General features: G+C 52.7%; 10 protein-coding genes. All 10 read right to left on the reverse strand.

What is annotated here, in order from left to right; genetic code table 11:
- Positions 1–7: 7 nt before the first annotated feature.
- The 10 genes from ACQ9LF_RS10160 to ACQ9LF_RS10205 are packed head-to-tail and all read right to left on the reverse strand — an operon-like array spanning position 8 to position 18,942.
- Positions 8–11,488 carry a helicase-related protein gene (locus tag ACQ9LF_RS10160; RefSeq protein ID WP_462489288.1) on the reverse strand — a complete coding sequence of 3,827 codons (11,481 nt, stop codon included), beginning with the start codon at positions 11,486–11,488 and terminating at the stop codon, positions 8–10.
- Positions 11,485–12,936, reverse strand: coding sequence for a hypothetical protein (locus ACQ9LF_RS10165; protein WP_462489289.1), 1,452 nt, complete (start codon positions 12,934–12,936; stop codon positions 11,485–11,487). The genes ACQ9LF_RS10160 and ACQ9LF_RS10165 overlap by 4 nt, the downstream gene beginning before the upstream one ends.
- A gap of 21 nt (positions 12,937–12,957) precedes the next feature.
- Positions 12,958–13,548, reverse strand: a complete 591-nt coding sequence (locus tag ACQ9LF_RS10170; RefSeq protein ID WP_462489290.1) for a hypothetical protein — start codon at positions 13,546–13,548, stop codon at positions 12,958–12,960.
- A 2-nt stretch (positions 13,549–13,550) separates the two neighbouring features.
- Positions 13,551–13,733, reverse strand: coding sequence for a hypothetical protein (locus ACQ9LF_RS10175; RefSeq protein WP_462489291.1), 183 nt, complete (start codon positions 13,731–13,733; stop codon positions 13,551–13,553).
- A complete protein-coding gene (locus ACQ9LF_RS10180) occupies positions 13,730–16,267 on the reverse strand; it encodes a hypothetical protein (RefSeq protein WP_462489292.1) in 2,538 nt (845 codons plus the stop codon). The genes ACQ9LF_RS10175 and ACQ9LF_RS10180 overlap by 4 nt, the downstream gene beginning before the upstream one ends.
- Positions 16,267–16,497: a hypothetical protein gene (locus ACQ9LF_RS10185; RefSeq protein ID WP_462489293.1), complete on the reverse strand. Its 231-nt coding sequence runs from the start codon at positions 16,495–16,497 to the stop codon at positions 16,267–16,269. The genes ACQ9LF_RS10180 and ACQ9LF_RS10185 overlap by 1 nt, the downstream gene beginning before the upstream one ends.
- 1 nt (position 16,498) lies before the next feature.
- Positions 16,499–16,900 carry a hypothetical protein gene (locus ACQ9LF_RS10190; RefSeq protein WP_462489294.1) on the reverse strand — a complete coding sequence of 134 codons (402 nt, stop codon included), beginning with the start codon at positions 16,898–16,900 and terminating at the stop codon, positions 16,499–16,501.
- Entirely contained in the window at positions 16,897–18,192 is a 1,296-nt protein-coding gene (locus tag ACQ9LF_RS10195) for a hypothetical protein (protein ID WP_462489295.1), read from the reverse strand. Before ACQ9LF_RS10195 ends, ACQ9LF_RS10190 begins: the two co-directional genes overlap by 4 nt.
- Positions 18,189–18,686, reverse strand: a complete 498-nt coding sequence (locus tag ACQ9LF_RS10200) for a hypothetical protein (RefSeq protein ID WP_462489296.1) — start codon at positions 18,684–18,686, stop codon at positions 18,189–18,191. The genes ACQ9LF_RS10195 and ACQ9LF_RS10200 overlap by 4 nt, the downstream gene beginning before the upstream one ends.
- 1 nt (position 18,687) lies before the next feature.
- Entirely contained in the window at positions 18,688–18,942 is a 255-nt protein-coding gene (locus tag ACQ9LF_RS10205) for a hypothetical protein (protein WP_462489297.1), read from the reverse strand.
- Positions 18,943–18,945: the final 3 nt, after the last annotated feature.

The following is an 18,945-nucleotide window of genomic DNA, read 5'->3' on the forward strand; positions in this document are numbered from 1 at the left end:
TATTTAATCAGGCTACTTTTAATGGCTGCTGCCTTTTGAGAATAATTTTAGCCCGCTTTGTCATCTCCTGCTTTAGCCTATCTATTTTATCCCTGTTCGGATAGGGTTTAGCGGACTCCGTTTTAACCTCCTTCCAGAGCTTCTCAATATGCAGCATGGCCTCGTGGATGGGCTTGAGCTTGGCGATTTCCCGCTGAAGCTGCTGATAGTCTTTGCCGAAGGCCTTGCGTTTTTCCATGTCTTTTAATTGGGCCTTCAGTGCCCCATACTGCCTATCCAGGTCCGACAGGCTCTGGACGGACTCGGACTGCCAGCCTGTGGACTGCCGATGGATCAGCCGCCCGACAACCGGTAAATCCGACGCTTCGGTGAACGGCTCTTTACCCCTGATCTTTTCTGCAACTTTGACAACATCATCCATCTGGCGGGTAAAGATATTCTGCACCGCATAGCGTATCTTAATGGGGCTAACCTTCAATCCCCTGCCGATTTTATTGTAAATTTCCGGCATATTGGGCCATGTTTTCAGTTCCGGATTGTAGGGATAGGCATTTTCCATCCAGACCGGTACAATATCCTCATCATAGAAGAAACTGTGATTCAGCCATAATTCGGCCCCTGTTTTCAGGTAGGGATTGAGGATGTCGGTAATTCCCGGCAGTTCCCTGGCTCGTGCCAGAAGGATTTTGGCCTTTTTTTCAGCGGCAATTGGATCATCCAGAAGCCACTGTTCGACTGAGTTCCAGCCGAAGGAACAGGCTGCCCCGATTAAACCATAATCAAATGGCAGGCGGATTTTACCTGCAATGGCCATATATGCCAGACGGCTGTCATCCGGACGTTCCCGCATCTGTTCCAATACGGCTTCCCGGTCGTCATCATCGGGGTTAATGGCCCGGATAATCAGGTAGTTAATGGCTGCTCCGATTGCTCCCCACATCATCAGGGCAGGCATTTTAGCGGCGATATTAAACGCCCTTGCCGCAGGGTCGGGGTCTGTGACCCGCTGGAGTTGCCCCCACATGATCCGCAGGGCAGGATTGAGGAATCCAGCCGCCTTAATCAGAGATGCGATATTGGCAGAGCCGGGTTTGCCGCCGAAGTCGCCGGTGATATAGTCATAATCGACCTGTGCGGATTCTGGACTTTGGCCTCTCTTGATTGCGGAGATATACGCCCCTTCACGGGGTAGTTCTTCGCCGATCTGGCTGAGCCAGCGTCCGCCGCTGGTCCAGTTAAAAATGTCAATCGGCTTCATCAGCACACTCATCATCTGGCCGGGTAAGGCGGCGGCCCTTTCGCTAAGGGTAAGGTCGTGATAGTCGGTCAGGAAAATCCCCTCTTTGAGCATCTCCTTAAACGACCCGACAATGCCCTGGTGGGCATCCCTGGTGGTATGATCCAGGGCCTTGCTCAATAATTCCGACTGGCTGACGGCATCGGCATTGATATTATTGCCTTTGAGCCGGTTAATCAGGCCGCATCCGGCATAATAATAAGGAATCAGAGATTTCCAGCCGTCTTTACCCATAAAGCCCGCATTGGCGGGGTCACGGCTGATGGCATTGGCCAGAGCAAACCCGATATTCTGGGTCAAGGCCCTTCGCCACGGGGCAACCATCCCGGTCATTGCCTTGGAAATCCACCCAAAATATTTGGACGGATTATTGCCCCGCGACAGCATTTCAAACAGCAATGAATCGGTAACCTGATAATACCGGCGTTTCCCGTTGCGAAAAACACTGGCAACACGAACTGCTTTGGGCCTTGCCGTCCGCCAGAGTTTGCGTCCGGGATGGGTGATTTCAACATCGTCGGCGTCAATACCCTGACCGGTCATCGTGAGTGTCTCGACACTCATATTCAATTCCTGGGCCTTCTGCTTATTCAGATAGTCGGCAATGATCTGGGCCTGCTCGGAATCCTTCATGGTGGCGGCCAGTTTGGTATCCAGACGCAAAGGCAGCATGATCCGCGAGGCATTTTTGCGGATGTCAAAGGGCAGGTCTTTCATGGTATTGATGGACTTGCCGAATTCGATCATCGATCCCATGAGTCTATTGGTATAGTAGGCCTCCAGAGCCATACGGGTACGGGTTTCAATGGCTTCATCGAGCGTCCTGAAGGGCAATGACGACCCAAAGGCCGCCCGGATACCGCTGTCGGGGTCAACTCCCGCCCCGCTGTGTTTGGTGTGCCGGTCTTCAATCTGGCGGGGCAAGGGCCAGTAATCTTCCCATGCCAGCCTGATTTTGACGGCATCAGCGGCGGTATGTTCCCCAGACAACACCGATACCAGCAGCAACTGATCCATGTATTGTTGAATCTGTTTGAAATGACTATCCCACTGGGGGTGATCCTTGGCCTGTTGTTTGATCCATGTATCAAGAGTTTCAGCATCCAGACCATCGAACATACCGGGATATTCGTGTCCTTTTTTATGATAGCGTTCCAGGGCCGCCCGGTATTGCCCCCACAGGCAGAACGCCTGCCAGTCGGCAAGCCCGACTGTGTGTTTAATCCGGCTGATGGACTGGTCGGATAGATAGAGCCAGTGACCGTGTTCGGCCTTCTGCTGCGGGATTTCAAAACCGGCATTTTTGAGGAGTTCCACATCTTTTTCGGTCAATTCCTCAAATCCCCTGCCGGTGGCATAAACCCGAATCCCCTCCCTGCCTTTGCGGATGCCATAGATGGCCCGCTGGATTTCCTGACGCAGGTGGATCATCGTCTGATAGGCCGACACAATATCAGCCTTGGTATTGGCGACTTCCTGCCGGAACTGGCGTGCCAGTTTCAGGCGGGATTGATACGCACGATTTAATTTCGATTTAATGACTCCGACAATACCGGTTACATCCATCGCAGATAATGCCCCATCACCTGCCATTTTGGCAAACGTGCTTCGCATCAGGCGGTGAATGACCGCAGAGCCGCCCAGCAACGAGTACAGACCATGATAGGCAAGATCGGTAATCGAATCCAACAGGGATTTTTCGGCGGGTTTATCCTGCTGGATGGCCTTTAACTGGTCCAGAATCGGCCTGGAACGGTGGAGACGATAGGCCTTGCGGGCATCCTTGAGACCGTCGAGAATATCCGGGGCCATTTCAGATACCGCTTTTTCAAAACCGCCGGCCAGTTTGTTGGGGATTTCATCGGGATTAGCGACATAGCATCGAATCAGTTCGGCAAATCCTTCCTCGGCGGTCTTGGCCGAGGCCATCGAGCCATCTCTTTTGGCAAAGGCAACCAGGTCATCTTTAATATCGTCCTGCCAGCCCTTCTTCTGGTCCGACAGCAATTCCGACAGGGCATGTCCGGCCTCATGGAAATTGAGCTGCCACAACCCGCTTCGGCTGCGGATGATATGGCCGAATGCCGAGTAATGGGCGGGGTTTCGACCGGAAGTCTGGCTTTTTCCGACCAGCATCTTGGTTTGGACCAGCTTATTGACAAACTCCACTATCGTTCGCGGGCCTTTGGTGGTATCGGTACGGAGTTGCTCAATCAGCTTGCGGCCTGCTTGTGTCTGTGCCGATTCATCGGCCTTGACTTTTTGAGCCGGTGCGGGCTGCGGTTTGGGTTTCTTGACCGAATGCCGCTTATTGTCACCTTCGCCAACCAGATCACGGTTGATTTCAGAGAGACGGGCCTCGGCTTTTACCAGCAGGTCGTCTTTATCGAAAGATTTTTCGATAATGGCTTCGAGTTCTTTGATATTATCCCTGAGATATTTAACCCGATTGTGCGAAGTCTCCAGGTCTCTGGCAATCGTTTTTGGAATATTGGCCAATGCCATGACAATTCCGCTGCCGGTATGGGCGTCGCTGTGATATAAAACCACCCCGTCAAGACTGATTTGCGTGCTGATTTCTGTCTTCCAGTCAAAGGATAGTCCCCCGCCAGCCCCTTGTGCGGCAACCTTATAGACGCCCATCACCATCGACACATCCAGACCGTTAATCGTCTCTTTCAAAACCACATTGTTGTCGGTCAATGGGGCAAGCCCACGCAGGTGAAAGGGTTCAATGATACTCTTTTTGGTATCCTGAAGAATCTTATCCGTGCATTTGTCGATGATCTCCTGCAAGGCCGCAGTCAGGTCTTTTTTATCGATGGCCTTCCCATCACGGATCCATGTCTGACCGTCAATGAGCTTTTCAATCTGCTCCAGCCGTTCTTTGCGGGCAGGGATGGTCTTATCGACCAGGTCGGTAATTTCCTTCTGGCTTTTAAACTTGCTATCCCGGCTTCGGGCAATCGCATCGGCGTGGGTATCTTTTTCCATCCGCATCTGACGCAGGGAGTTTTCCAGTTCAATCTTCTCAAAGATTCTCGGATCGCCCGACAGTGACGCCATCTGTTCTTCGGCGGAGATAATCAAGGCCCCAGCCGGGTCTTCAAACTCCCTCGACGAGACCCGACCGCTGAGAACCTGCCAGATAAATTTGGCCTTGCGGACGATCTTGGCGTAAATAGCCGCATCGAGCGTGCTTTCCATCCCGTAGGCAAGCTCTTCGACGTATTCGTTTTCGTTGCCATAACGCAAAAGCCTGCCCTGCCGCTGTTCGAGGTCTGCCGGAAGCCAGGGGGTATCCAAGTGATGAATGGCGTAGAGTTTCTTCTGAACATTGACGCCAACACCCATTGCGGCGGTACTGCCGATGAGGATTCGGACCTCGCCGCGATTGACTCGCTCAAACAAGGCCTCCCGCTGGTCGGTGGTTTTGTAGTCCTTGACGATGGCGATTTCGTGTTCAGGAACTCCCTGTTCCATTAATTTGCGTTTGATGTCCTTGTAGAGGAACATATCCTCAATGACGGCGGATTCAGCATCTTCTTCGATGTCAATCTGCACCGCCTGCCCCGACACAAAACTGGTCAGTTTGGACATATTGACATGATTAAACGAGTCGCAGAAGACAAGCTGTGCCGATTGAGTATCGCTGGTCTTGCGGTAAATCGCAACCGCCCTGTTGATCAGGGTATTGACCTTACTGCCGGGGTCGTCTTTAGCCTGCGGATAGACCAGACGAATATCCAGTGCAGCGGCTTTGGCGGCATTATAAGTGACGACCGGAACCCAGCTATAGGCCTGCTTTTCCTTGCCGGATAACCCCTCATACCGGTCATAAACCTGTTTTAAAAACTGGTTGAAGGATTTAACCGAGGGAGATAAGGGAACCGAGACCGATTCGGTCTTACCACCTTTGAGCTGGGGCAGTTTCTTACCGAGTTTTTCCAGTTCCTCCGCCAGACGGTCACGGGTCAGTACATCCCAGGCCGATTGAATCAGCCGGGATAGTTCCGGACCATTGGCAAATTTAGACAAAACCTGCCGCTGAACCCACCGCTGACCGGCATTCATTTCAATCGTCGGCAAGACCTGGGCAAACGTCGCCACAAACTGGTCGAAGGTAGTGACATTAAATTCATCCAGCAACTGCGGTGTGGCCAGATTCAGCATGTGCCAGGCTTCACCAAGGGTATTGGTGACCGGTGTGCCGGTGGCCAGAATCACCCCCTTGCCGCCGCTCTTTTCCTGAATATGGCGGGTTTTGAGGAACAGGCCCGACGCCTTCTGGCTGGGACTATTGTCAATACCCTTAATACTGGTCAGTTTAGTCGTAAACGGCGGCTTTTTATAGGCGTGGGCCTCATCGATAAACAGCACATCAATCCCAAGCTGTTCAAAGGTCAGGACATCATCCTGCCTGGAGGCCAGCTTGTCACGCAGTCCCTTGAGTCGTTTTTCCAGCGATTTTAGCCGTCGCTGAATGGCCTTGACCGATGGCCCTTTATCACCCTCGGTTTCGGCAACCTGATAAAGGCTGTCTTTAAGTTCGGCCATCTGATCTTCCATGTACTGCCGTTCCCGTTCGGGATCGTCAGGAACCAGATCGAGGCTGCTTTGAGCCATGATAATGGCATCATAATCCCCCGAAGCAATCCGAGCCATGAAGACCTTGCGTTTTTTGGCTTCCAGGTCTTCCGGCGTTGCCACCAGGATATTGGCCGTTGGGTACATGGCACGAAACTGTGCCGGGAACTGCCCCAGCGTCGCATTCTGAACAACAATCAGGGGCTTTTTGGCCAGCCCCAGCCGCCGCATTTCCATTGCGGTTGCCGCCATCGAGAGGGTTTTGCCCGCCCCGACACAATGGGCTATCATGCCGCAGCGGTCCTGAAGCATCCGCCAGATGACATTTTTCTGATACGTGCGCAGTTGAAAGACGTTGCTTGACCCCGGTAATTCCAGGTGCTGACCGTTGTATTGCGGGGTCACATAAAAATTAAAATGCTCGTTGTATTCATTCTGCAATTGGACGGCATAATCATCATGCCGGTTAATCCAGGCGGTAAACTCCTGCTGGAGTTTTTCCACAACCATCTGGGCGGCCAGAGTTTCCTTCTGATTAAAGACCGTCCGTTCGGTGTCGCCGTCCTTGATTTTGTCGGTAACCCTGATCTGCCGCATATTGAGGGCTTTTTCAAGCAGTTCATGGCCGTAAAATCGCTTAGTGCCGAAAGTCTCGGTATTGCGGGCATTCTGATAAAACGTCCCGGCAACTACCGTCCATTCGTCAAGGGCCGCCACGTATTTGACCTGTCCTCGCGGACACTGCAAAATATCACGGGCAAACTCCTGGATGATGTCCTGGGGTATCCAGGTTGCCCCCAGCCGGAAGTGAATCTCCTTGATACCGACCGTCTGCGGCTGAATCGCCTTCAATGCACTGATGTGCTTTTCAAAGCGTTTGTCGGTCTCAACGGCAGCCTGTGCCAAACGGAGTTTCTCGCGGACATTGCCGCTTAAATACCGTTCCGCCGTCTCCCACAGCCCGGTTGCCGGATTATCAAAGGCAATCCCATCGTCCAGAAACTGTGTTTGAATCTGTTCAGCGGTTTTTCCGGTCAGTTGGGACAGGTAGGCCATATCGACCTTGCCCCGGTAACACAAGGCAATTCGCAGGGCATCGGTCAGGGTTTCAGCACGGGTCGGCGGACGAACCGGTTCAATCGTGCGTTTGGTAAACACCGCCGCCTTGGTAAAATGAGTAACCTCTTTGCCGGTCTTGGGATCAATGGTACTGACCCCATCTTCCAGCGAGGCAACCAGATAATAACCCGGATCAAACGAGAATTTCTGGGAACTTTTACTGTTCACATAGCCATACTTGGCAATATACTGGTCATAGGCCTCATTGAGAGTCTTTTGCGAGACAATAATCTGCTCTTCGGTGGCATCCTCCCGCAGCATGGCCTGCAAATGCTGCTGATAGGTATCCCGCAGCGTGATAAACTGGATGGCCTGTTTTTTCATCGCCGCAGAAGTCAGTTTGTCGGTGACTTCCGAGACGGCAACCAAGGCCCCGTTTTGAACGGCAAGGAGTTTTCCGTTTTGAAAGACCAGGGAATTTTCCTTGAGTCCTTCCAGCGATCCGACCTGCTCAAAGTCCACCCCGGCACTGCCTTCGGAGACAATGTTTTCAGGCAATCCGGCAATGACTTCCTGAAGGGATTCCTGGAGCGGTTGATCCAGCGGCTGGAGGGTAAACTCCTCTGAGCCGCCGTAAAGAGAGCCTTCCATGCTGGGGTGTCCCAGCATCATGTCCGGGTTGCGGATAAAATAATCATTGATGGAGGCCGTTTTGTCATCCGCCGTCTGGATTTCGCCGACCCGTGTCCACTCCTGCCCGCTGACAATCCCCGTTACGGGCTTTCGCAGGATCAGAATGTCGGTCGTCACTTCCGTCCCGGCATTTTCCTTGAAGGCGGTGTTGGGCAGCCGGACGGCGGCGATCAGTTCGGCCTTGGACGCCAGGAGTTTTCGCTGGCTAAGGGCCGAATCCATCGTATGATGGGTGGTAATAGCCACAACCAGCCCGCCCGGACGCAGACTGTCAATACTCCGTGCAAAAAAGTAATTGTGGAGATTAAGGCTTTGCCCATACCGTTTGTTGGCATCGGCGGGGCCTTCCTGGGCAAAAGGGACATTGGTAATGACCAGATCGATGGAATTGGGCGGCAGGTTGACTTCCTCAAGGCCCTTGACCAGGATTTTAGCATCGGGATAAAGCTGCGACAGGATGCGTCCGCTGACCGAATCCAGTTCGACACCGATCAGTTTTGACTGGTCCGCAATCGCCTGGGGCATTAACCCGAAGAAATGCCCGACCCCCGCACCCGGTTCCAGCACCGTCCCCCCCTGAAAGCCCAGCCTCTGGGCCATCTTCCACATCGCCTCGATAATACCCCGTTCGGTATAGTGGGCATTAAGCGTGGAAGCGGCGGCGGCGTTAAATTCCTGTTCAGTCAGAAGCTCTTTAAGCTGCTTATAGTATTTACCCCACTTCTTTTCCCAGTTCTCATCCCGGCTGTACCGCCAGGAATTTTCCCCATTCTCATGGGCCATCATCGCACGGCCATAACCTTCGTGGAAGACCTGTGACAGATTTCCCCAGCCGGTATATTGGGCAAGGATTTTCTGCTGCTGGGGTGTAGCCGACAGTTTTTCAGCTTCAAGGCTTTTGAGAAGTTTAATCGCCTCGATATTGGCCTTGACCTGGGTCATCGCCCCGCCGGGCACAATCACATCATCGGGGCCGATGCGGTGATTCAGTCGCTGTCCAGAACTTCCTTCTGGAATTTCTTCAGACGTTTCCTGGCCTGCGGACTCAGTTTCAGATCGTTTAGATCGTAATCGGGGTACTCTGGATTTTCCGGAGCGATGATCTGACTGTGGATGATTTCCCGAATCACGTCGTCCGGCGTGTCCGGATTGTCCCGCTTCATCTGGCCCCTGGCCCTGGCCGCCTGCTGGACGGTCTGGGTCAGATAGCTCTCCAGTGTGCTTGTCGTAAGCAGGTGTTCCAGTTTCCTGGGCCACTGTTCCTGTAGATGCCACAGGGCCGCCTGAAAGTCCTGAAAGTTGACTTCGTTCCAGTTTACCATCGCTTATCTCCTGATCTTGTGAATGTAGAATACCATCAATATCCGACTCGTTCAAGTCATCTACATAATCGGCCTTATCCATTTCTTTGCGGAATGTCTCCATTCCCGGCATATTCCGGGCAGCAAGGTAGGCGCTTTTCAGATACGGTTTAAACGCCTGCCCCACATCCCCAACAACAGTGCGGGCAAACTCGGCAAAGGTTCTGGCCCCCGCCTCGATATACAGAGCCGCCATCTCCGCCGTAATCGTCAACATCTCCGGGTCAAAGCCCATATTGACCTGACTGTTCAATTTGTCATGAAAGCGTTTTTTCAGTTCCGCAAGCCGCTGCTGCTTCTGGTCCGACAAGTGTTCAGTGATGGATTTCTTAGGTTCTTCGGATTTCGGTTTGGGTACACCCTCTTCCATCGCCTGAACTTTGTGGGCAGGGACTGTTTCCTGACGGCCAATCGGAATACCACCGCCAACCACCGCCTCATGTTCGGGGTTGGCCTTAATACTGACATACTCTTTGCTGCCGATTGTACCGGTATGACTTACCGTTCCCGTAATCATCTTGCCGGTTTTATCCGGGTATGTGACAGCCTGACCTTCCTTGAATTGTGAAGAGGCAGGCGTTGGGACGGTATCCTCGGCTTGTACAGACGGTTTCGGTTCAGCGGGCTTACGCTTGGTCAGATACTTATCCAGGGCCTCGGCCAGTTTATATTTTCTGACCCCATGTGGCGTTTCAACAACGATATAATCGGTACTGACTTTACGGTTTCTGACATAGCCGCCGACACTGGCACGGAATCCACCCGATCCCACACCGGGCTGGCCTTGTTTCAACCGGGCCAAAATTTCCTGACTGTCAATGCCCTTGTCAATCATCGAATTGACCCCGGCACTGCGAATCACCTCTTCCATCAGTGCTTCATCGGAATAGGTCGATTGCGGCTGAGTCGATTCAGACGGTTCGGTCCTGGGCGGGATTGTCTGGGAGGATTTATAGTCGGGATATTTAGGGCTGGAACCGTGTTTTTCAACGCCCGAATCAATATATTTTTGAACACTATCAACACTATGGTCGGCTAATTTTCGTTGTGCCTCACCAATGGCCCGTTTCTTGCTCTTATGGTTGCCGCCCACCTGAAGACCGGTAATCCCTTCATAGACATTCCAGATACCATTTTTTTGGGCAACAAAGAAATCCAGCCCCTCCAAATGAGGAATTTCAACCTTTTCAGCCTCCGGAACCTCGGTGAATTTGCCCGAATCGCCATCATACGAATAATATCGATCCCCGGCAGCAGGACTTTCCTCCGCCTGCGGCGGGGCCAGTTCTTCGGCGGGTGTCGGTTCATCCGACACCTGCTGGGCCTGTTCTGTTTGCTGCGGGGTCTCTGTGACCTGCGGTTCGGCCTGGGGCAATGGGACAGTTTCTTCCATCGGCTGGTCTATGACCGGCTGCGGAGTATCTGCCATAACACTGTTTTGTGGCGGCGCTATGAATTCATGCCCTGCGGCAACGGCGGCTTTGGCCACTCCCGGCACACTGAATGCCAGAGCCTCTACTAATAACTGCTGGCCATCAGGAATCGCGGCAATCAAGCGCTCAAAGACATTGCCATCTTTTTTGCCAAAGTCATCCACTCCAAAGGTTGCCCGAAGGACATCGCCAAGCCGCTCTTCCCCCATTTCTTCGAGAATGCCATGAAATCCGCCCTTTTCGGCGATCCGCTTGGCAAACGCAATACTATCCCTGCCCGGAACCGCTTTAATCCAGCTTTTACGCAGAGAATTCATTAGTTTTGAGGCCGACGAATGCACCCCTTTGGGGATTAGCCCCTTAGCCATCGCCGCAATCCCAGCCCCGGATTCCTCGCTCAACAGCTCAATATAATGGTCGCCGATAGCCATGTAAATGGCCGTGGCCGGTGTGTTTTGGGCCTCTCCGAGAACCACCTGGTTTTGTTCATCAAGCCCAAACTGCGGCAGGCGGTTTTCAAAGTATTTTTCCGCGATATGCTGCGGGGTCAAAGAAGCCCTGATTCCCGCAGAGACCGCCGTCGATCCCACACTGGCCAGGGTTCGGGCCGTCTGATTGGTGGTATATTTTCGGGCCAGACTCAAAATCGCCTTTTTGGCCCCGGCCTTTCCTAACGAGGCAAGACCGCCGGTAGTGACAAACTCTACCATGAACGGCAGCATGTCAAATACCACCGTCCCCACCTTGGCTGGGACCGTCAGCCCCCGCTCGGCCAGTTCGGATTGCTCTTCCAGATAATCCACAATCCGCTGTTTATCTTCAAGACGCTGGTTCCAGCCATCTTCGGTACGGGGATAATCATCAAACTGAAATCGCTTGGTGGAATTATAAAGCAGTCCCGCCTCAATCATGGGTTTTGTGCCCAGGGTTGCCCGGTCAAAGAAGCCCGACCAGCCGCCCTTCTGGATATTTTCTGCCAAACCAATGGGTTTAGGTTCGGTCGCGGCATTCTGCTGATGTGCAAGATCGTTGACAAACATCTCCTGCCAGGTACTCATTTCACATCTCCGAATAAAGAGGCCTTGCGTTGCGAATCAATCGCCCGATGCTGATTGACCTTGCCCCAATCAATCTTGACTTCCTGCGGCTGATTGTGAACTTTGACAAACTGCCACAGGAAATCCGGGTTGTCGGTGCATTTTTCTGAAAACTGCTTTTCAGTTAAGAGGCTGTTCTCGTGGGCCTTTTGCTTCTCCTGGTAATGCTTATAATCGTCGGAGGATATAACCCTCGCTACCGCCATACCGAATCGATCCCCGAAAGGTTGCTTATTCTGATCCAGATACTGTTCATAGGCCTGCTGGCGCTGGGCATCGGTTAATTCTTCCCAGGTCGCATACTCAGTCGTTACTTCATGATCCGGATCGGCCAAAGCACTGTTATTTTCTTTGACATAGGGATCATTCCGATAGGCCTCCTCAATCTCCTTTTGCGGAACACCGGCGGCAAACCGCTGACGGTACTCGTTGAGGTTATCCTTCCTGGCCAGCCAGTCTTTTTTGCTGACTTCTTTTCCCACAGTCACCGTTCTTTTCGGCTGGCTCATAAGCTGCTGGGCCATGTAATAAATGTCTTTGGACGGAAGCCCCGTTGCCTTGGCTGCGGCATAGGTTGCCGGACTCATGACATTGCGAAGGATGGTATCGGCCATCGACTCAGCATCCCCGGTGGGTGTATTTTGAGACAGCGAGGTATTTTGCGGCTGCGGCATCAGGTCGCTGTAAAATTGCTCGGCAACCTTTAACGACTCTTCCAGCGAGACGGGACTTTCCGACATCTGACGTGAATCGTAAATATCCTTGGCATATTTGGCGATGGTTTCCTTGAGCTTGAGCCGATTGGCAAACGAACTGCTGTCATCGGCCTTGACCAACACCTTGACATTACCCTTGTCATCGCGGGTTAGTGTCGCACCGCTTTTTTCATCGACCCAGACCCTCCCGGTATCCTGTTCGGCTGGCCAGGGAGACTCGACCTTCCGCTGGATGGGACTGATGCCGTATTCCAGCCCATCAATTTGACGCAGCAGGTTTTCCTGTTCTTTGGGCGTGTACCGTCCATCGGAATTACGGGTGACATAATCACGGGCCTCGGCCAGCTTTTGGACCTGCCGCTCTTGAGCGTGGGAATACTCCCATTCCGACAGGTCTTTTCGGAGATTGTTTTCGTTCTGGCCAAGCTGTAACTGACGTTCGGGCAATTCCTCATACTGCTGCTGACGGAAGGCCATTTCATCACTGTTCTGCTGGATTTGGGCCTGCAAGCGAGCGAAAAACTGGGCGTTGGCATCCTGACGTGCCTTCTCCCGAATCGCGTTGGCTTCCTGCTGGAGAGTGTACTCCCGATCCTGCTGACGGCGGCGTTCCTGCCCCTGTGCCTCGCCTGCGGCATAGGCGGTATTGGCAAGGGCCTCGCCCGATATTCGATGTTCGACTTTAATACCCATTGGTAATCTGTCCTGACAAGATTATTTGGTAGTCTGCAACGGCGCATAGCCGATATTGCCCAGGTAATTGCCATAGCTGTTGATAAGGCTGGTATAAAGATTTAAATCCGGATAGGTATCTTCGCGGCGTTCCATGAAATTCAGCTTGTTGTTGGTAATGCTGTTCATGTAGCCAAGCCGTTCCCTGCGGAGAATCTCATTGAGACTGTTGAGGGCATCGCTCCTCTGGCGGGAGTTATTCAGCGATACTGACGGCAAAATCGTCGAATTGGCCATCCCGGAATTGACCAGTCCCTGCATGGACTGCGAAAACGCCTTGTCATAACTGGTGTTGACATCCTTTTTGGCGGCATCCCCCATCCCTTCCAGACCGGTCATTGTATCGCTATACAGGGTATCGTATCCGCCCAGGATTTGATTATATCGCTGTTCGTTGGCTTGTTTGGCTTCATTATAGGCCTTTTCATATTCGGCCTTCAATTGTGTAATGTTGGTTTCGGCCTTACCCATCGGCGTCTGTTCCCAGGTAAATGCACCTCCAGCACCCTTAACAGACCTTGCCTGATACCACCCGTTGGGTCCGTTAAACCAGTAATGTCCATAGCTTCCCATTGTTAAATTCCTGCTTTCACTCGGTTGTTATCACTTGTGTCAATCCATAATTCATCTTTGGCTGCCCCGGCATTCTGCTGACTGGTTCCCCGCTTCATCTCTGTCGCCACAAACCGTGTTGTAAACAGCCGCTGCAAAATCTGCCGCAGTTTGGTCCAGTCGCCCGGTGTCAGGGAAATACTCATCGCACCTCTCCAGCCTGCCGGATGTCGGCGGTAATCTTTTCAAAGGCCCAGCTTCGGTCTAAGGTCTGATTGCCCAGCTTCATTACCAGATAGGCCCCTCTGCACCGGGGCCGGATCATCGCCGACAGTCCCGCCCGGATCGTGCCCTTGAAATCCGCACCAGCGGACTCGGTCAGGGCAGCCCGAATGGCTGCCTGGGCGGTTGTGTCGGTAAAGAGTTCATAGGCAAGCTGGCTGGATTCTTCCGACAGCACAAACAACAGGTGGGTCAATATCCCCTGCTTGTTTTCGGCGGCAATGTGGCCGGGGCCGATCAGCATCCAGCTTTGGATGGCCGCCTCGGAACTGCTGGCCTGATCCTTGTACAATCGCGGGTCAAAAATCCGGATATATCCGTCCCGACACCCCAACAACAATTCCCGGTAGGCCGGATCGTCCGCCGAGTAATACCCGGCGGCATAGACACTGCAATCCGCCGGATAGTGTTCGGGGAAAAATCCGCTGGTCCGCAAATCCAGCCAGTAATTCTGATTATCCCCGGTATCGACATCGGTCTTGCAGATCAGGATACCGTGTTTCTTGCGGTCATAAACGACCGTGACCCGGTGGACATCCGGTGTTAAGGCAAACTCGGTATTAAAATCAGGCAAGGTGTTTTGTGTCAGTTTTTCAACCGCCCCAAAACCTGCCGGTATCCGGTAAATGCCGTTACAGTCCAGAAAATACAAGTTGTCTTCACTATCCCAGGCAAAGCTGGTCTTATCGAACAGACCTGCGGTAAAACTGATCTGGTCAATCGACCCGCCGGAGGCCGGATCACCCCGCATCAGCCACATGGTTTGCGAGCAGCCGATGATCATATAGTCATCCCGGTATGGGATAATCGCCGTGACAATATCGCCGATATTTCCGGCATACCCGCTGGATTGGGCCACCGCCCCCACTACATCATCGCCGCCGTAGGAAAAATTAAACGGATTGGCGATCTGGGCCATATAGACAATGTGCGGAGAGTTTTTATCGCCGGATTGCACAATTCGGCCCCGGTACAGGGCAAGGATGGTCGGCTCTTCCGGCATCGTACCGTTGACCTTGACGGTGGCGGTATCGTCGTTATGAGGATAGACCTGCCAGTTATAATAGAGTGGTTCAGCAGAAATATTGCGAACGGCGGTGACGGAATAGTCGTGTCCAATACCATCTTCGGTCACACTGGCGGTCTGGCCGGTCACAAAGGCCCCATTAGTGACAAAGCCGTAAATGTACTTATTGGTTCTGTCGATATAATCAATGACCATCGCCGCACCATTGGCCTGGGTTAAAATACAGCCCCGCTGCGGAATATGGGTCAGTGTCGAAACCGTCAGTCGCGTGTTGGAAAAATCCACCACCTTTTTTGATGAGCCGTTGACAATAAATACTTTCTGATAGGCCGCCAGCATGGATACTGGTTTGGTCAGGTCAAGGCCGTCGCCGGATACGATTTGCAGGTTTCCAAGACGGACTAAGTTATGCGAGGCGTTTTCATACCAGAACGCATTATCCGCCAGGGCAATGAGCTTTTTGCGATAGACCTTTTCAATGGGTGTCCCAAGCTGGACCTGAATCGTCTTAAAATGCCAGGTATCCCCTTTGGTCGTCCCCTGCGTGTTTTTGGCATCAATACGCCAGTAGTAATCGACATTATTACCCAGAGAACCGGGATTGTACCCCTGCGTCGAGGTACTGCTGCCGGTATGCGACTGGTTGGTTTTGAATTCACTGCTTGCGGTATCAGCATTGGTCACGGTCGCGGCATTCAGCCCAAAGTAAATATCATAACTGGCTGCCGGATCACCGCCGGTCCCATCCTTCCACTGTAATTGCTGGCTTCGCGGAATATCCACACTGTCGTTGGCCGGTGCGACAATCACCGGCTTGGTGGGCGGCTTGGGTTCGGCCATGACCGTAAAGCTGCGGGCTGCGGCGGTATAGGTACCGGAATTATCGTTGCGATAGGCCTGAACATACCAGGTATAGGCCGTACTCCAGTCCAGATTCCGGGTCAGGGTGTAAGAGTTCGTCGCAACGGTCGCTTCCAGGGCACCATTGATATAGACACGATACCCTTGTGCATAGGAGGAAGCTCCCCAGCTCAAGGTGGGTTTCCTGGCAACCCCCGTTGCACCACTGGCCGGGGCGGTCAGACTAAAGGACTGCGGATACTCAATCGTCCTGAATGTCGCCGTCGCGGTAAATGTCTGGTAATACGGATAGGCCTCGCCGTAAATATCCCGCTTATTGCAATACATATCAACCGTGATCGTGTAGTTGGTCGAAGCGGTCAGTGTCCCGGTATAGGTAAACGACCTCAAGTCCTGTGAACTGGAGGTATGAATCCGGGTTCCATTTAAGTAGATTTGCCACTCAATAAAGGGGTAATAATAATTGTTATTCTGAACCGAGACCGTCTCCCAGGTAATCACCAGACCCGTCAGCGGTCTGCCGCTGCCGGTCGGCTGGACATTGGTCGGTTCATTATGCCAATAGGCCATCAGCTCACCTCCACAATAGTCACTTCCGCCAGGGCAACCACCGGTTTACCGGCACCGATACAGACGGCATACTGTTTTTTGAGGCCGGGCCGCTGGCCGCCGCGAACCCGTGTCTTCATCACATCAAAAGGCCGGACATTCTGCATGGCCGGGCTGGTCAGATTGGGCTGATTGCTTTCGGCATAGTTTTTATTGACCCCTTTTAAGGGAAATGGAATCGTCACAACCATCTCACCACCACTCCCCGATCCCAAGCAGGGCCTCGGCCGCTGCAATGTCATTGGCATAGTCCTGGGGGATATTGCGCAGCATCTGCCGATGATCCTTGATCTGCGGCCAGTCGGTGCTGGCAACCCCCTCAAAGGCCTTTTGGGCCTCAAAATCCGTCTGCGATAACCGGTCGTTACGGACGGCCCGAACAACCGCCCATCGACGGATCAGCAGGGCTTGTTCTTTTTCCTTTGGTGTTTTTTCGACAATGGCCTCATCGACCACGGTCAGGTCGGACACCGGCTTGTCGGCCAGATGCAGCGGCACGATCCGCTTTGTGGGATCGCTCAGTTGTGTCCTGCTGCAATGGGTCTGGATTGCAACCACCTGGCCATTATCAATCGTTGCAAGTATTGCCATCATGCCACCCCGTAGTATCCTTTGGTCATCTTATAAAGATTCAGAAAGTCAGCCTCGGTAAAGCCATAATTCCACATCCAGGCATTGTGCAGCTTACGTCGCCCCCAGGTATCCAAATAAAAGAGGGTAATTTTGTCGATATTGGGAACTGGGGCAATCGCCCTGGATTGCGTAGCCACCTTGGACACGCGGTCATTGACCCACATCAGATATTTGCCGTCCGGTGTCCGGGAACAGCCAATAAAGACCGGTCTGATGGCCGCAGAAGAAAGAAGACTGTCATACGTATAAGGGGCATCTTCCCCCACCGTATCCCGCACCCGCATTTTGAAAAAACCCGTCGCGTGATAAAAATGGAGGTCCACATCACCCCCTGCATAGCCATTGACGGCATCCTGGATTTGAAACAGGATCAAGGGCTTGTTTTCTTCATTGAAGGTAAATTGACACCAGCAGGCGAAGGTGAAATTGCGGGTATCAAACGCCGTCGGCAGGCTGTATCGCAGAAACGTCGAACCAAACCAGAAGTCCATCCAGCCGCAGGCATCGCGGGAGACCGGGCGACTCTGAATAGATTGTTCCCCCGTCAGACGGTTGTACACCTTGCCCGGCCTGAAATCATTGCCCGGCACGTTAAGCACTTCCATTCCGTTACGCTCCACCCGAATATCCCGAACCGTATCCAGACTGCCCCGTTCATCGACCGTCCAGGTCGTCGCGGTATTTAAACGTCCGATGAAGGTACAGGCAAAGGTATAAACAACCACGGTGTTTAATGTAGAATCATCAATCGACACCGTTTGGGCCTGACCATCATACAGAATCTGAATGACCGGGACGGTCATACCGGTTGAATAGGTACCAATCACCTCGATTAAGTGTTCTGTCCCAATCGAAGGAAGCGGACAGCTTGTCATCAGACGGCTGGTTCCGCTGGCGGAAATATTAAAATACAGTTTGTCGGCAACCCGTAAATTCCAGCCCCGCCCCTTGGGAGTCCAGTCCTGACAGGTCACTATCGGGGCATTGACAATATTAGCGTTTAATTTGATTCGGGCCTGAATCCGGAAATTATCCGTTCGCTGGATCGGGATGACCTGGTTAAACCACATGGCCGCAGGCACAGTTCCAAACTCAAAGGCCCCCAGCCCCGGATTAAACCGGACATTTTCCGAGGTAAAGCCATTGACTCCACAAAGGTTTTGAATCGACGATGCCCCCGTTGTTTCCACATCGAGGATACAGCGTTGCGAAGGGCTTTTTTCAAATAAATCCATTTCCGGCAGATAATTCATCCCCAATACCCCCTGACTGAACCAGTGGAACTGCATACCATATAAATTAAATCATCACTGCCGGTAATCACCGCCCCGGTGACCACCAGATTGAAAATCACTTCCTGACCAGCGGCAATATCATCCAGGGGAATAGTCAACTCCAACTCCTGCCAGACAGGGCCTGCGGCGACAAAAGTCGCCCAGGGAGTCTCGGTGCCGTCGATTTGCCGCTGATAACTTAGGGAAAAAGTGTTGCCCGCAAGACCGCCGACCATCAGCCAGCGGCTCTTGATTCGTAATATCGTCGCTGCTTTGGGCTTTAATCCCGCACTGAAACACAGGCATTCCGACGCCGACCCGACTGCATACCCATCGATAATTCGGACGGGCCGGTCCTGCACATCAAAGCCAAACAGGGCTTCTTTGCGTGTGGTCATGGAGGCTGGGATGGGAAGACGCTTTAATTCCACCCCCGCATCAATAAATCCGGGTTCTAAAAAGTCCTGTGCCATATCAAGCCAACAATCCTTTGAGAATCCGAATTTCCAGAACCGTTCCATCCGCGCCGGTCAAATAGAGTTTTTGACCTGCCAGTGAACGGGTATCAATGGATTCTTTTTGTCCTGCCATGAGGGTCCAGGGGGAACCTGCGGGCAGATGACGCAGTTGCACATTGCCTCCCATCGCATGGAATGCAATCGCCGCCGTATCGTGTGGAATGGTATATTCGGTCTGTCCGGACAGACTTAAATTCACAATTTCAATCATGTT

This window comes from Anaeroglomus insulsum (assembly GCF_050689095.1).
Lineage (GTDB): Bacteria > Planctomycetota > Phycisphaerae > Sedimentisphaerales > Anaerohalosphaeraceae > Anaeroglomus > Anaeroglomus insulsum.

Excerpts from the sequence above, each read along its gene's own strand:
- ACQ9LF_RS10170 (WP_462489290.1), bottom strand. The coding sequence starts at position 13,548 with ATGGGAAGCTATGGACATTACTGGTTTAACGGACCCAACGGGTGGTAT.
- ACQ9LF_RS10185 (WP_462489293.1), bottom strand. The coding sequence starts at position 16,497 with ATGGTTGTGACGATTCCATTTCCCTTAAAAGGGGTCAATAAAAACTAT.
- ACQ9LF_RS10180 (WP_462489292.1), bottom strand. The coding sequence starts at position 16,267 with ATGGCCTATTGGCATAATGAACCGACCAATGTCCAGCCGACCGGCAGC.
- ACQ9LF_RS10205 (WP_462489297.1), bottom strand. The coding sequence starts at position 18,942 with ATGATTGAAATTGTGAATTTAAGTCTGTCCGGACAGACCGAATATACC.
- ACQ9LF_RS10165 (WP_462489289.1), bottom strand. The coding sequence starts at position 12,936 with ATGGGTATTAAAGTCGAACATCGAATATCGGGCGAGGCCCTTGCCAAT.
- ACQ9LF_RS10195 (WP_462489295.1), bottom strand. The coding sequence starts at position 18,192 with ATGAATTATCTGCCGGAAATGGATTTATTTGAAAAAAGCCCTTCGCAA.
- ACQ9LF_RS10160 (WP_462489288.1), bottom strand. The coding sequence starts at position 11,488 with ATGAGTACCTGGCAGGAGATGTTTGTCAACGATCTTGCACATCAGCAG.
- ACQ9LF_RS10200 (WP_462489296.1), bottom strand. The coding sequence starts at position 18,686 with ATGGCACAGGACTTTTTAGAACCCGGATTTATTGATGCGGGGGTGGAA.
- ACQ9LF_RS10175 (WP_462489291.1), bottom strand. The coding sequence starts at position 13,733 with ATGAGTATTTCCCTGACACCGGGCGACTGGACCAAACTGCGGCAGATT.
- ACQ9LF_RS10190 (WP_462489294.1), bottom strand. The coding sequence starts at position 16,900 with ATGATGGCAATACTTGCAACGATTGATAATGGCCAGGTGGTTGCAATC.